This window comes from Martelella sp. AMO21009, from assembly GCF_053484295.1.
On record NZ_JBAKFR010000001.1, the window covers coordinates 460,999 to 474,357 of the forward strand.

Annotated in this window: 10 protein-coding genes; 5 read left to right on the forward strand and 5 right to left on the reverse strand. The window is 62.1% G+C overall.

Annotated elements, in window-relative coordinates:
- The first annotated feature begins 33 nt into the window (after nucleotides 1-33).
- A complete protein-coding gene (locus V6766_RS02170; protein WP_448463164.1) occupies nucleotides 34-789 on the forward strand; it encodes an SDR family NAD(P)-dependent oxidoreductase in 756 nt (251 codons plus the stop codon).
- Between the two features lie 206 nt (nucleotides 790-995).
- Here the strand turns inward: V6766_RS02170 and mutT are convergent, their stop codons facing one another.
- From mutT to V6766_RS02190, 4 genes are all read right to left on the reverse strand, one after another.
- On the reverse strand, nucleotides 996-1,409 hold the full coding sequence (gene mutT, locus V6766_RS02175) for an 8-oxo-dGTP diphosphatase MutT (protein WP_448431385.1): 414 nt from the start codon (nucleotides 1,407-1,409) through the stop codon (nucleotides 996-998).
- A complete protein-coding gene (locus V6766_RS02180; protein WP_448463166.1) occupies nucleotides 1,406-2,158 on the reverse strand; it encodes a GNAT family N-acetyltransferase in 753 nt (250 codons plus the stop codon). The genes mutT and V6766_RS02180 overlap by 4 nt, the downstream gene beginning before the upstream one ends.
- Nucleotides 2,159-2,272: 114 nt before the next feature.
- The gene (gene argJ / locus V6766_RS02185; protein WP_448463168.1) at nucleotides 2,273-3,508 is read right to left on the reverse strand and encodes a bifunctional glutamate N-acetyltransferase/amino-acid acetyltransferase ArgJ; all 1,236 of its coding nucleotides are present in this window, start codon (nucleotides 3,506-3,508) and stop codon (nucleotides 2,273-2,275) included.
- 78 nt (nucleotides 3,509-3,586) lie between these two features.
- Complete coding sequence (locus V6766_RS02190; protein WP_448463170.1) at nucleotides 3,587-4,450, reverse strand: peptidylprolyl isomerase; 864 nt, start codon at nucleotides 4,448-4,450, stop codon at nucleotides 3,587-3,589.
- Between the two features lie 334 nt (nucleotides 4,451-4,784).
- Here V6766_RS02190 and secA point away from each other — a divergent pair, with 334 nt between their 5' ends.
- The 3 genes from secA (at nucleotide 4,785) to V6766_RS02205 (ending at nucleotide 11,127) form a co-directional block, all read left to right on the forward strand.
- The gene (secA, locus tag V6766_RS02195) at nucleotides 4,785-7,565 is read left to right on the forward strand and encodes a preprotein translocase subunit SecA (RefSeq protein ID WP_448463172.1); all 2,781 of its coding nucleotides are present in this window, start codon (nucleotides 4,785-4,787) and stop codon (nucleotides 7,563-7,565) included.
- A 284-nt stretch (nucleotides 7,566-7,849) separates the two neighbouring features.
- Entirely contained in the window at nucleotides 7,850-10,051 is a 2,202-nt protein-coding gene (locus V6766_RS02200; protein ID WP_448463174.1) for an anthranilate synthase, read from the forward strand.
- A gap of 161 nt (nucleotides 10,052-10,212) precedes the next feature.
- Nucleotides 10,213-11,127 (forward strand): cation diffusion facilitator family transporter, encoded by a 915-nt coding sequence (locus V6766_RS02205; RefSeq protein ID WP_448463176.1) that lies wholly within the window; start codon nucleotides 10,213-10,215, stop codon nucleotides 11,125-11,127.
- Between the two features lie 52 nt (nucleotides 11,128-11,179).
- Here V6766_RS02205 and V6766_RS02210 read toward each other — a convergent pair whose 3' ends face one another.
- Nucleotides 11,180-12,220, reverse strand: a complete 1,041-nt coding sequence (locus V6766_RS02210) for an aldo/keto reductase (protein ID WP_448463178.1) — start codon at nucleotides 12,218-12,220, stop codon at nucleotides 11,180-11,182.
- A gap of 265 nt (nucleotides 12,221-12,485) precedes the next feature.
- Here V6766_RS02210 and V6766_RS02215 point away from each other — a divergent pair, with 265 nt between their 5' ends.
- The gene (locus tag V6766_RS02215) at nucleotides 12,486-13,067 is read left to right on the forward strand and encodes an ATP-dependent Clp protease proteolytic subunit (RefSeq protein ID WP_448463180.1); all 582 of its coding nucleotides are present in this window, start codon (nucleotides 12,486-12,488) and stop codon (nucleotides 13,065-13,067) included.
- The last annotated feature ends 292 nt before the right edge of the window (nucleotides 13,068-13,359 follow it).

Below are 13,359 nucleotides of genomic sequence, written 5' to 3' on the forward strand. Positions count from 1 at the left end.
CACACGGAAGCGCCGGCATAAAGGAGTATCGTCATGTCCCAGAGATTTGAAAACAAAACCGTCATCGTGACCGGGGGCGCGTCCGGTATTGGCGAGGCCTGCGTCCAGCTTCTGGCGCGCGAAGGTGCCAATGTCGTGGTGGCCGATCTCAACGAGGATCATGCGAAGAATGCCGCCGCCGAGGTCGAGAAATCCGGCGGCAAGGCCGCCGCTTTCGCCGTTGACGTAAGCGATGCGAAGGCCGTGGAAGCCATGGTGGATTACGCCGTGAAGACATATGGCGGGCTTTATGGCGCGGTCAACAATGCCGGCATCGGCGGTCCGTCGGAGCCGATCGGCGATTACGATATCGATGCCTGGCACAAGGTGCTCAATGTCGACCTTCACGCTGTGTTCTATTGCATGAAATACGAGCTTGCCGCGATCGAGGCTTCGGGCGGCGGATCGATCGTCAACATGTCGTCGATCCTCGGAACCAACGGTTTTTCCACCGCGCCGGCCTATGTCGCCTCGAAACATGCGCTGGTCGGCATGACCAAGTCGGCGGCGCTGGAATATTCCAAGCGCGGCATCCGCATCAATGCCGTCGGCCCCGGCTTCATCCGCACGCCACTGCTTGATGAAAACCTTGAGCCGGAGGCTATCGAAGGCCTCGTCGCGCTCCATCCGATCGGCCGTCTCGGCAAATCCGAGGAAGTCGCCGCCCTAACGGCCTTCCTGCTCTCCGAAGACGCCTCCTTCGTCACCGGCAGCTATCATCTGGTGGATGGAGGTTACTCCGCCCAGTGAGGCAGGCAAAAGGCCGTCGCCCTCGACGGGCAGCGGCCCCGTTTTCTGACAAAGCCTTCCTCCTCTCCGCCGTCATGCGCAAAATCATCGTTATCCTGAATGCAAGAATCAGAGACCATGTCATAAAACAGAGTTGATGACGTCGAATGGGCGGATGGGGCGGTGGTCTATGTGATGTGCTACGCCGTCTGCGAAGCATTCGCCGATCAAAGCAGATCCTGCAGGATCGGGATCAGCGGTTCGTCGGCGGGAGGCATGGGGTAGTCGCGCAGGTCCTTCGCGCGCACCCATTTGATGGCCTGTCCTTCCTGGCCTTTGGGAATGCCCTGGTAGCGGCGGCAGACGAAGAGCGGCATCAGCAGGTGGAAATCGTCATAGGTGTGGCTGGCGAAGGTCAGCGGCGCGAGGCAGGCCACCTTGGTGGTGATGCCGAGTTCCTCTTCCATTTCGCGGATCAGGCAGGCCTCGGGCGTCTCGCCCTGTTCGACCTTGCCGCCGGGAAATTCCCACAGCCCGGCTAGCGCCTTGCCCTCCGGCCGCTGCGCCAGCAATATCCGCCCGTCGGCGTCGATCAGCGCGCAGGCGGCGACCAGTAGCAGTCTCTTCGATCCATCCGTCATTGTTTCTCCCGCCAGTACCGGTAGCGATAGGCCTCCGCAAATCCGAGGCTCTTGTAAAGCGCGATTGCGGCCGCGTTTGTCGCCGTTACCTGAAGCCACGCCATGCGCGCGCCGCGTCCCTTGGCCCAGCGCAGCATGGCGGCGGCGAGCTTGCGGCCGTGGCCTTTTCTGCGGGCGCCGGCCGCAACCGCGAAGGCCTCAATGCCGGCCATGTCGAAATCATGCACCGCAAGGCCGACCGCATAGGGCTTGTCGTCCTCGCGGATGAACAGGCCGTGGGCAGGCTTGATGGCGGTTACAACCTCCGCAAGCCCGGCCTTTGTCAGCCCCTCGACCGGGTTGATCGCGAGCGATGCGTCGACGAAGCGGCCGACATCCTGGCTTGGCAGCAGTTCCACGGCGTCGGCGGTCTGAAATTCATTGAGATCGAGGGTCATCACCACGCTCTCGTCGAAAGCCTCCGCGCCCTCGGCGACGAGGTACTCGCCGATCTCGGGCGGCGTCAGCGGGGTTTCGCGGATCAGGAGCGGGCGTCCGAAGGCTGCATAATGGCGCTTCGCCTTTTCCACCCGGATCTCCATATCGGCGATATCCGACCGGTCGAGCACGGCGAGGCTGTTGAGCCGCTTGGACGGATGCCCGGCCGTAATCCGAAGCTGCCATGCGCCGTCATAGTGCACGTTCTTCGCCGGCCAGGCGCGCAGGCCCATGGCTTCCAGTCTGCGGACAAGCGGAAGATCAACGTTCAAGACGATTCCGATTCAGTGACGATCCGTTTCGGTGGATGTAGACGCGGGGGGCCGGGCTGTAAACACGCAAGGCGCTTGCGAGGCGGTCTGTGTTGCCCTGCGGCAACGCAGGCCTCAGCTTCGATAGTCGCCGTTGATCGCGACATATTCCTTGGTCAGGTCGCAGGTATAGACGGTCGCCTGACCGTCGCCGATGCCGAGATCGGCGCGGATCGTGATCTCGTCCTGCCGCATGACGGCGGAGGCATGTTCTTCCGAATAGTCCGGATCGCGCTCGCCCTCAAAGGCGACGCGGATATCCCCGAACCAGATCGCCAGCCGGTCGCGGTCGGCCTTCTCGCCGGCCTTGCCGACGGCCATCACCACGCGGCCCCAATTGGCGTCCTCGCCGGCAACGGCGGTCTTGACCAGCGGCGAGTTGGCGATCGAGCGGGCGATCTCGAAAGCGGCGCGATCGCTCTCGGCGCCGGTAACGTTGACGGTCACCATCTTGCGTGCACCCTCGCCATCGCGCACGATCTGGAGCGCGAGGTCCTTCATCAGCGCGTGCAGCGCGGCGCGGAAATCATCGAGGCGGGGATCGGTCGGGTCGGTGACGGGGTCCTGGCCGGGGGCCTTGCCGGTGGCGAATACCAGCACGGTGTCGGAGGTCGAGGTGTCGCTGTCGATCGTGATTGCGTTGAAGCTGTTCCCGACGCCCTCGGAAAGCAAAGCCTGAAGGGCAGGGGCGGAAATCGCCGCGTCGGTGGCGATGAAGGAGAGCATGGTCGCCATGTCCGGCGCGATCATGCCGGCGCCCTTGGCCATGCCGTTGAGTGTCACCGCGACGCCGTCGATCGTCGCGCCGCGGGTTGCGACCTTCGGATAGGTGTCGGTGGTCATGATCGCCTTTGCGGCGTCCTGCCAGAAATCCGGCTTTGCCTGTCCGGCCATGTCGGCCAGAACGCCGGCGAATTTTGAGGCATCGAGCGGCTCGCCGATCACGCCGGTGGAGGCGAGGTAGACGTCGCCCGTGTCGCAGCCGGCCGCCTCGGCGGCGGTCTTGGCGGTCAGCGTGGTCGCCTCCTTGCCTTTCTTGCCGGTAAAGGCGTTGGCATTGCCGGAATTGACCACCAGCACCTTCGCCGTGCCGTTTGAAAGATTGGCCCGGCAGAAATCGACCGGGGCAGAGGGGCAGCGCGAGCGGGTGAACACGCCGGCAACGGCGGCGGGTTCATCGAAGATCATCATCATCACATCGGTGCGGCCCTTGTACTTGATCCCGGCGCTGGCGGTTGCCAGGCGCACGCCGTCGATGACGGGCATGGGGGTAAGGGATTTGGGCGCGAGCGGAGATACGGCAGACGACATGATGACCCTCTCTTGGGCCGGGCGGAGACCGCCGCGGCCGGATAAGAAACCGGCCCGCAATGGCGGGCCGGAAACTGATTATTGCTGCTGCATTTTATTGACGGCGTCGTAGCTGTCTTGCAAGTCCTTATCTTCGATAACGACGGTATCGCCCTTCTTCAGCGCGTTGACGGCTTCATTGTATTTCTCGCCGGCCACGAGCTGCTGAAGCTGCGGCTTGATCTGTTCGAAGGGAACCGGCGCCTTCTCGCGCTTGTCCTCGACTTCGATGACATGATAGCCGAAATCGGTCTTGACCGGGGTCTCGGTATATTTGCCGGGCTCCAGCGCGAAGGCCGCTTCCTCGAACGGCGGAACCATCTGGCCCTTGGCGAAGTAGCCGAGATCGCCGCCCTCGGGACCGCTCGGGCCGGTGGAGTGCTCCTTGGCGAGTTCGGCGAAATCGGCGCCGTTGTCGAGTTCCTTGATGATTTCCTTGGCCTCATCCTCGCTCTCCACGAGGATATGGCGGGCATGGATTTCTTCCTGCTTCGGCGCCTTGGCGATCTCCTCGTCATAGCGCGCCTTCAGCATCTCGTCGGTGATCTGGGAATTGATCACCTGGTCGAAATAGGCGTTGTAGAGTTCCTGCTGCTGCAGTTGCTCCATGCGGGTCTTGAAGGCATCGGTCTGGTCGAGGCCTTCCTCCTTTGCGGCATCCGCGATCAGCTTCATGTCCACAAGGCTCGAAAGCGCGATGGCGCGCATCTGCTCTTCCGGCATCTGGCCGAACTGGCCCTTGAACTGATCGACGGTGCTCTGAAGCTCTTCCTCGGTAATCGGCGTGCCGTCGACGGTGGCGACCACGGTTTGGCCGGCATCGGTGTCCTGCGCGAACACCGGCGCTGCAAAGCTGACGGTCGTTGCGAGCAGCACTGCGGCTGCCAGGGTTCTTTTCTGCATAAGTTCACCTTTTCTATTGTTGAACGTGATCGTTGCGGCCCGTCGATATGCGCCGATGATTGAGCGGGAATGTGGTCGCCGCTTCTCTGTCCGTCAACGCAAAACGCTGCTTTCCGTTGCAACCTTTCCACTTTTTAATCTGAAGAGAAGCTGAACGCCGGCCGGTTTTCCTCCGGTTTGGGGCCATTGCCGCGCGGCGTTCGACGTTGACATGGCGTGCCCCCCCTCTTATCTGTCTGCCAAGCCAGCGTCCTTCGACGTCCGGGCGTGCATCTATGCGAACAGGGCGCCATGTAGAGTTTAAATATGACAACTTTCGGAAAGAGCTATTGAAATGGTCTCACTCGGTGGCGTAGCCCGCAAATTGTTCGGTTCGGCCAACGAGCGCCGCGTCCGTGCCTACAGACCCCGCGTCGTCGCGATCAATGCGATGGAAGAGCAGATTTCGGCGCTTTCGGATGAGGCGCTGAAAGCCAAGACCGACGAGTTCAAGAAACAGCTCGAAAACGGCAAGACGCTCGACGATATTCTTGTCGAGGCCTTCGCGGTGGTGCGCGAGGCCTCCAAGCGGGTTCTCGGCATGAGGCCCTTCGATGTTCAGCTTATCGGCGGCATGATCCTGCATGAGAATTCGATCGCCGAAATGAAGACCGGCGAGGGCAAGACCCTGGTCGCGACGCTTCCGGTCTATCTCAACGCGCTCGCCGGCAAGGGCGTTCACGTCGTTACCGTCAACGATTATCTCGCCCGGCGCGACAGCGAGCATATGGGCAAGCTCTACGGCTTTCTCGGCCTGACCACGGGCGTGATCCATCACGGCCTCGACGATCGCCAACGCAAAGAGGCCTACAACGCCGATATCACCTACGCCACCAACAATGAACTCGGCTTCGATTACCTTCGCGACAACATGAAGATGCAGCGCGCCGAGATGGTGCAGCGCGGCCACAATTATGCGATCGTCGACGAAGTGGACTCGATCCTGGTGGACGAGGCGCGCACGCCGCTGATCATCTCCGGTCCGCTCGACGACCGCTCCGACCTTTACGTGTCGATCGACAAGATCATCCCGATGCTGGAAGAGGGCGATTACGAGCTCGATGAAAAGCAGCGATCGGCCAATTTCTCCGAAGACGGGATGGAAAAGCTCGAAAAGCTCCTGACCGAAAACGGCATGATGAAGGGCGCTTCGCTCTATGACGTCGAAAACGTCGCCGTGGTCCATCATCTGAACAACGCGCTGAAGGCCCACAAGCTGTTCTCGCGTGACAAGGATTATATCGTCCGCGATGGCGAGGTCGTGATCATTGACGAGTTCACCGGCCGCATGATGCCGGGCCGGCGCTATTCCGATGGCCAGCATCAGGCGCTGGAGGCCAAGGAAAACGTCAAGATCCAGCCGGAAAACCAGACGCTCGCCTCGATCACCTTCCAGAACTACTTCCGCATGTACGACAAGCTTGCCGGCATGACCGGCACGGCGGCGACGGAAGCCGAGGAATTCGCCAATATCTACGGCCTTGACGTGGTCGAAGTGCCGACCAATGTGCCGATCGCCCGCATCGACGAGGATGACGAGGTCTACCTGACGGTGCAGGAGAAGTATCTTGCGATCGTCGAGGAGATCAAGGAAGCCAAGGCCAAGGGCCAGCCGGTTCTGGTGGGCACGACCTCGATCGAAAAATCCGAACTGCTGGCCGCCGCTCTAAAGAGGGACGGCATAACCGATTTCAGCGTGCTCAACGCGCGCTATCACGAGCAGGAAGCCTTCATCATCTCCCAGGCCGGTGTGCCTGGCGCGCTGACGATCGCCACCAACATGGCCGGCCGCGGCACCGACATCCAGCTCGGCGGCAATCTGGAAATGCGCATCGAGGCCGAGCTTGGCGATACCGAGCCGGGCACCGATATCGTGACCAACGAGCAGGGCGAGCGGGTGGAAGTCGCCCGCAAGTTCACCCCGCCGGGCCCTGAACGCGACGCGAAGGAAAAGGCGATCCGCGAGGATGTCGCCCGGCTGAAGGCCGAGGCGCTGGCCGCTGGCGGTCTTTACGTGATCGCCACCGAGCGCCATGAAAGTCGCCGCATCGACAACCAGCTCCGCGGCCGTTCCGGCCGTCAGGGCGACCCCGGGCGCTCGAAATTCTACCTGTCGCTCCAGGACGACCTGATGCGCATCTTTGGTTCCGACCGCATGGAGAGCATGCTCACCAAGCTCGGCCTGAAGGAAGGCGAGGCGATCGTCCATCCGTGGATCAACAAGGCGCTGGAGCGCGCGCAGAAGAAGGTCGAGGCCCGCAACTTCGATATCCGCAAGAACCTGCTGAAATATGACGACGTGCTGAACGACCAGCGCAAGGTGGTGTTCGACCAGCGCAAGGAACTGATGGATTCGGAAGACATTTCCGAGATCGTCAGGGAAATGCGCGAGGAAGTGATCGAAAACGCCGTCAAGCGCCGCATTCCCGAGCGCGCCTATGCCGAGCAGTGGGATGTCGCCGGCCTCAAGGAAGACTGCCTGCGCATCCTCAATCTGGACCTGCCGATCGAGAAGTGGGCCGAGGAAGACGGCATTGCCGAGCCGGAAATCGAGGAGCGCATCAACGAGGCGGCCAGGAAGGTCGAGGAAAACCGCGCCAAACAGGCCGAGCAGTTCGGCCCCGACGTTCTGAAATATGTCGAGAGGCAGGTGACGATGCAGGCGCTGGATCACCTCTGGCGCGAGCATATCGTCAACCTCGATCATCTGCGCTCCGTCATCGGCTTCCGCGGCTACGCCCAGCGCGACCCGCTGCAGGAGTACAAGGCCGAGGCGTTCGAGCTGTTCCAGGCGCTGCTTGGCAATATGCGCGAGGTCGCGATCTCGCAGCTTTCGCGAGTCCAGCTCGTGCGCGAGGCCCCGCCGCCGCAGCAGCAGCGCGAAATCAATCCGGCAGAGGTGCGCGCCAGCCATATGGATCCCGCAACGGGTGAAGACGAGATGGCCGGCGAGCAGGTCGCCTCCGGCGGTGCCGCGGCCATGCCGGAAGAATGGAAGAACACCGGCCGCAACGAGCCGTGCCCGTGCGGTTCCGGCAAGAAGTTCAAGCACTGCCACGGGCAGTTGATTGCCTGATTTCTGCGCCGCATCTGAGGGTTGCGGGGCAGCCGGTGCGCCGGCTGCCGAATCCGCGCTTGCCAGCGTTTGGCGGTTGCGCTACACATTCAACATGACGATCACGATGAACAACATTGCAAACTGGTGGTGGGCTCGCTAACGGCGGCCGCGATCACGCATGTTCAGTTGATCTGACGAAGCCGCCCTCCAACGAGGCGGCTTTTTTGTTGGAGGCCGTCTTTGCAAGGGTTGAGAATGACCAGCATGCGGCAGCGCCGCATCACCGAGGTGGAGCAAGGAATATGAGCCTTCATGAGCGGCCCGATGGCGGGGAGAGCTATCAGACCAGAGGCGGCGTCGAGATCACGCGGACACGGCGTTTCGTGCCCTATGACGACGCGATCTCGAGCTATATCGAGCGGCTGGATTCGCGTCGCGGCGCGGTGCTTTCCTCCAACTACGAATATCCGGGCCGCTATACCCGCTGGGACACCGCCGTTATCGATCCGCCGATGGCGATCTCCTGCAATGGCCGCAATGTCTGGCTCGAGGCCTTCAATGGCCGCGGCGAGGCGCTGCTCGAACTGATCCTGCCCGCGCTGGAGGCCCTCGACGCCGTCACGATCCTTGCCCGCGAAACCCGCCGCATCGATCTCAAGGTCGCCGAGCCCGACCGCCAGTTCACCGAGGAAGAGCGCTCCAAGGCGCCGACCGTCTTCACCGTGCTCAGGGCCATCACCGACCTGTTCTTCTCGGAGGAGGATGCCAGCCTCGGGCTTTACGGCGCGTTCGGCTACGACCTCGCCTTCCAGTTCGACGCAGTCCCGCTGAAGCTCGAACGTCCGCTCGACCAGCGCGACATGGTGCTCTACCTTCCCGACGAGGTGCTGATGGTCGACAACCACGCCGCCAAGGCCTGGATCGACCGCTATGATTTCGAAAAGGACGGCATCGCGACCGAGGGCAGGGACGGGACGATCGAACCGGACCCGTTCCGCCCCTCCAACAGCGTTCCGCCGAAGGGTGATCACCACAAGGGCGAGTATGCGGAACTGGTCACCCGCGCCAAGGAAAGCTTCGTGCGCGGCGACCTGTTCGAGGTTGTGCCGGGCCAGCAGTTCATGGAACGCTGTGCCAGCAAACCCTCGGCGATTTCCAAGCGGCTGAAGGCGACCAACCCCTCCCCCTATTCCTTCTTCATCAATCTCGGCGATCAGGAATATCTGATCGGCGCCTCGCCCGAAATGTTCGTGCGGGTCACCGGCCGCCGGGTCGAGACCTGCCCGATTTCCGGCACCATCAAGCGCGGCGAGGACCCGATCGCCGACAGCCAGCAGATCCTGAAACTGCTCAATTCGCAGAAAGACGAGTCGGAACTCACCATGTGCTCCGATGTCGACCGCAACGACAAGAGCCGCGTCTGCGAGCCAGGCTCGGTCAAGGTCATCGGCCGGCGACAGATCGAGATGTATTCGCGCCTGATCCACACCGTCGACCATATCGAGGGGCGCCTTAGGGCCGGGATGGACGCCTTCGACGCCTTCCTCAGCCACGCCTGGGCGGTGACCGTCACCGGCGCGCCGAAGCTCTGGGCGATGCGCTTCATCGAGAACAACGAGAAGAGCCCGCGCGCCTGGTATGGCGGCGCGATCGGCATGGTCGGCTTCAACGGCGACATGAACACCGGGCTGACTCTGCGCACCATCCGGGTGAAGCAGGGCGTTGCCGAGGTGCGCGCCGGGGCAACGCTGCTTTATGATTCCGATCCCCATGAAGAAGAAGCGGAGACCGAATTGAAGGCATCAGCCATGTTGGCCGCGATCCGCGAGGCGGATGCGGAAACCCGTGCGCCAGCCGTGCGCGCCGTCGAGAAGGTCGGCAAGGGCCTGAAAATCCTGCTGGTCGATCACGAGGACAGCTTCGTCCATACGCTGGCCAACTATTTCCGCCAGACCGGCGCGGAGGTTGCCACGGTGCGCTCTCCGGTGGCCGACGAGACGTTCGACCGCGTGGCACCTGATTTGGTCGTGCTGTCGCCCGGCCCCGGCATGCCGAAGGATTTCGATTGCAAGGCGACAATTAAAAAGGCGCGCGAACGCGGCCTGCCGATCTTCGGCGTGTGCCTGGGCCTGCAGGCGCTGGCGGAAGCCTATGGCGGCACGCTTCGGCAACTGGCCGTGCCGATGCATGGCAAGCCCTCGCGCATCCGCATTCTCGAACATGGTCGGCTCTTCGATGGCCTGCCCAATGAAATCACCGTCGGTCGCTATCATTCGATCTTTGCCGATGCGGTGGCGCTGCCGACCGATTTCACGATTTCGGCGGAGACCGATGACGGCATCGTCATGGGCATCGAGCATGTCAGCGAGCCGGTCGCCGCCGTCCAGTTCCATCCCGAATCGATCATGACGCTCGGCGGTGATGCCGGCATGCGCATCATCGAGAATGTCGTCGGCAAGCTTGTCGGCCATGCCGATGTTTCGGGCAGGAAAGCTGTCGGCTGAGGCTTGCGGATGGGGGCGTGATTGAGTAGCAATGCGGTGCGGGCCTTCTCCGGCCCGCTTTGCATTTGACCCCGGTGGTCTCGGAAAAAGTCAGCAATTTAGCATCGTCATTGAGGAAGCCGCCCGGTTTCCTGAACGGTCATACGCTATGGGAGCGCGCAATGAGCACAGGCCATGCCCATGGATCAAGCATGCCCCGCAAGCTTGCCATCGCCACGATCCCACTCTCGCTCCTGGTGCTCGCGATCAAGCTCGCGGCCTGGTATCTGACCGGCTCGGTCGCGCTTCTTTCCGATGCGATGGAATCGATCGTCAACGTCGTCGCCTCGGTCGCGGCTCTTGTCGCCATCATCTACGCCTCCAAGCCCGCCGATCACGATCATCAGTTTGGCCACCACAAGGCGGAATATATCTCGGCCGTCATCGAGGGCGTCGCGATCGTCGTGGCGGCGCTGCTGATCTTCAAGGAAGCGGCGAGCGAACTGCTTGATCCGACAATGCCGACCGATATCTATATCGGTCTCGGCGTCAATGTGGTTGCAAGCCTGATCAACGGCGTGTGGGCCTATGTGCTGATCCGCGCCGGGCGCGCGGCGCGCTCGCCGGCGCTGGTCGCCGACGGTAAGCATATCCGCACTGACGTGGTGACCTCGATCGGCGTGGTCATCGGGCTCGGGCTGGCGCTCGCCACCGGCTATCCGATCTTCGATCCGCTGCTCGCGCTCGCGGTCGGCGCGCACATTCTCTATGCGGGCTGGGGGCTGATCAAGGAATCGCTCGGCGGGCTGATGGATACGGCGCTCACGCAGGAAGAGTCCGAGATGATCCGTCAGGCGATCATGGACAATGCCGCCGGTTCCTCCGGCGTTCACGACCTGCGCACCCGCAGGGCGGGTTCGGCGGCCTTCATCGATTTCCATCTGGTGGTCAGCGAGGACATGCCGGTGGGCGAGGCCCATGATATCTGCGACCGGCTGGAAGCGGCGATCAAGAGGGCGATCCCCGGCGCCTCGCTTGCCATTCATGTGGAACCGGAAGGCGTAAAGCCGCACGGGGTGAGGGTGCGGCTTTCATAAAGTTAGCGTTGATGCCGGGGCGGCCTTTCGGCGACCGCCCCGCACGCAGAGACTATTTCAGCGAGCGCGGCTCGGTCTTCACCTCGTTGCCAGACTGACGTTCAAGCATCCAGCCCGGATATTCGCGGGGCAGGGCGGAGACGGCGTTGAGGCGCTCCATTTCCTCGGCAGTGAATTCAACCGCGGTCGAGGCGATGTTGTCCTGAAGCTGTTCGACCCGCTTCGCGCCGACGATGACGCTGGTGACGGCCGGCTGGTAGAGCAACCAGGCAAGCGCGATCTGGGCCACCGAAACGCCCTTGGCATTGGCGATCTCGCGCATCACGTCGATCGTCGCGAAGCCGCGCTCCTTGTCGACGGGCGGGAAGTCGAAGGCGACGCGGCGGCCTTCGCCATCTGTCTGGTTGTCGCGGTCATACTTGCCCGACAGGAACCCGCCGGCCAGCGGCGACCAGACCATCAGCCCGACGCCCTCCGATTTCAGCATCGGCACGATCTCGCGCTCGAGGTCGCGGCCGGCAATCGTGTAATAGGCCTGCAGTGACTGGAACGAGGCAAGCCCCTTGCGTTCGGAAATGCCGAGCGCCTTGGCGATCTGCCAGGCCGCCCAGTTTGAGACACCGATATAGCGGACATGGCCGTGGCGGACGAGCGTGTCGAGCGCCTCCAGCGTTTCCTCGATCGGCGTGGTGTTGTCGAAACCGTGGAGCTGGTAGAGGTCGATATGGTCGGTTTGCAGCCGGGCGAGGCTTTTCTTGACCTGCTCCATGATGTGATAGCGCGACGAGCCCCGGCTGTTCGGCCCTTCGCCCATGCCGCCGAACACCTTGGTGGCGATGACGATTTCGTCGCGGGGTACGTTCAGGTTCTTCAGCGCCTGGCCGGTGATTTCCTCCGACAGGCCTTCGGAATAGACATTGGCGGTATCGAGAAAATTGATGCCGGCGTCGAGGGCGGCGGAGACGAGTTCCTCGGAGGCCTTCTGGTCGAGCTGGCCGATGGCCGTCCACATGCCTTTGCCGCCGAAGGTCATGGTGCCGAGGCAGAGTTCGGAGACCTTGAGGCCGGAGTTTCCAAGTCGATTGTAACGCAAGGGAGTGTCCTTTCGCGTATGCACAGTGCCGCGAATGAAAGCGCGATGCTCGTCATGCGGCAGAATGGTTCAATGTTGATTGGATTTTGGACAATGATAGCGTGGCCGTCGCCGGTCACCACCCTTATTTGGTGTCGCCGAGGCTGTTTTTCAAGAGAGGGCCCCAAATCCGGGCTTCATCGCGGCCTTTGAAGGCGCGGTCATTGTATTGCCGGTTCATTGGCATTAAGTCGGGAGATAACAATCCTGATTCCCGGAGTTGCAGATGAACGACGAAGAAGACGACAAGAAGACCGAACTGCCCTTGGGCAAGGAGGCGGAAGCCAATCTGTTCAAATCGCGCTCGATCTTCATCTACGGGCCGATTACCCAGGAACTGGCGCAGCGGGTCTGCTCGCAGCTTGTCGCGATGGCGGCGGTTTCCGACGAGGATATCCGCGTCTTCGTGAATTCGCCGGGCGGCCATGTGGAATCGGGCGATTCGATCCACGACCTGATCAAGTTCATCAAGCCGAGAGTGGTCATGATCGGCTCGGGCTGGGTCGCTTCCGCGGGTGCGCTGATCTATGCCGCCGCGCCGAAGGAAGATCGCATCTGCCTGCCGAACACCCGCTTTCTGCTGCACCAGCCCTCCGGCGGCACCCGCGGCCCGGCCTCCGATATCGAAATCCAGGCCCGCGAGATCATCAAGATGAACGAGCGGCTGATCAAGATCTTCTCGAAGGCCACCGGCCAGCCCGAGGAAAAGATCGCCAAGGATATCGACCGCGACTACTGGCTCTCGGCCGAGGAAGCGATCGAATACGGCCTGGTCTCGCGCATCGTGACGAGCGAGAGCGACATCTGATCATGGTTCGGGGCGGCTCGTTCCGCCCCGAACAGCCCCTTCCAGGTGTCCGGTTTTCCTCGGATGCGCATTCTTCCAGCTTCGCTGCCACTCTCCATTCCGCAGATGAATTTATATGCGGCGATGCATGCTTTGTTTTGTCGGCACGGTAGCTCGTCCTGCCGCCGGCAGGGCCCGACGCGGCTTCAGTTGCTGAGCGGCAGATATTTTTTGAACCTCCCGCATATTTCGCGCGTTTAGAGCATCAGGCGCGATGAATGAATCGTATGGGATTCCGTTTTGGTGTGATTTG

What these genes read in the sequence shown, in the direction of transcription:
- V6766_RS02170 (WP_448463164.1), top strand. Translation starts at nt 34, where the DNA reads ATGTCCCAGAGATTTGAAAACAAAACCGTCATCGTGACCGGGGGCGCG.
- mutT (WP_448431385.1), bottom strand. Translation starts at nt 1,409, where the DNA reads ATGACGGATGGATCGAAGAGACTGCTACTGGTCGCCGCCTGCGCGCTG.
- argJ (WP_448463168.1), bottom strand. Translation starts at nt 3,508, where the DNA reads ATGTCGTCTGCCGTATCTCCGCTCGCGCCCAAATCCCTTACCCCCATG.
- V6766_RS02190 (WP_448463170.1), bottom strand. Translation starts at nt 4,450, where the DNA reads ATGCAGAAAAGAACCCTGGCAGCCGCAGTGCTGCTCGCAACGACCGTC.
- secA (WP_448463172.1), top strand. Translation starts at nt 4,785, where the DNA reads ATGGTCTCACTCGGTGGCGTAGCCCGCAAATTGTTCGGTTCGGCCAAC.
- V6766_RS02200 (WP_448463174.1), top strand. Translation starts at nt 7,850, where the DNA reads ATGAGCCTTCATGAGCGGCCCGATGGCGGGGAGAGCTATCAGACCAGA.
- V6766_RS02205 (WP_448463176.1), top strand. Translation starts at nt 10,213, where the DNA reads ATGAGCACAGGCCATGCCCATGGATCAAGCATGCCCCGCAAGCTTGCC.
- V6766_RS02215 (WP_448463180.1), top strand. Translation starts at nt 12,486, where the DNA reads ATGAACGACGAAGAAGACGACAAGAAGACCGAACTGCCCTTGGGCAAG.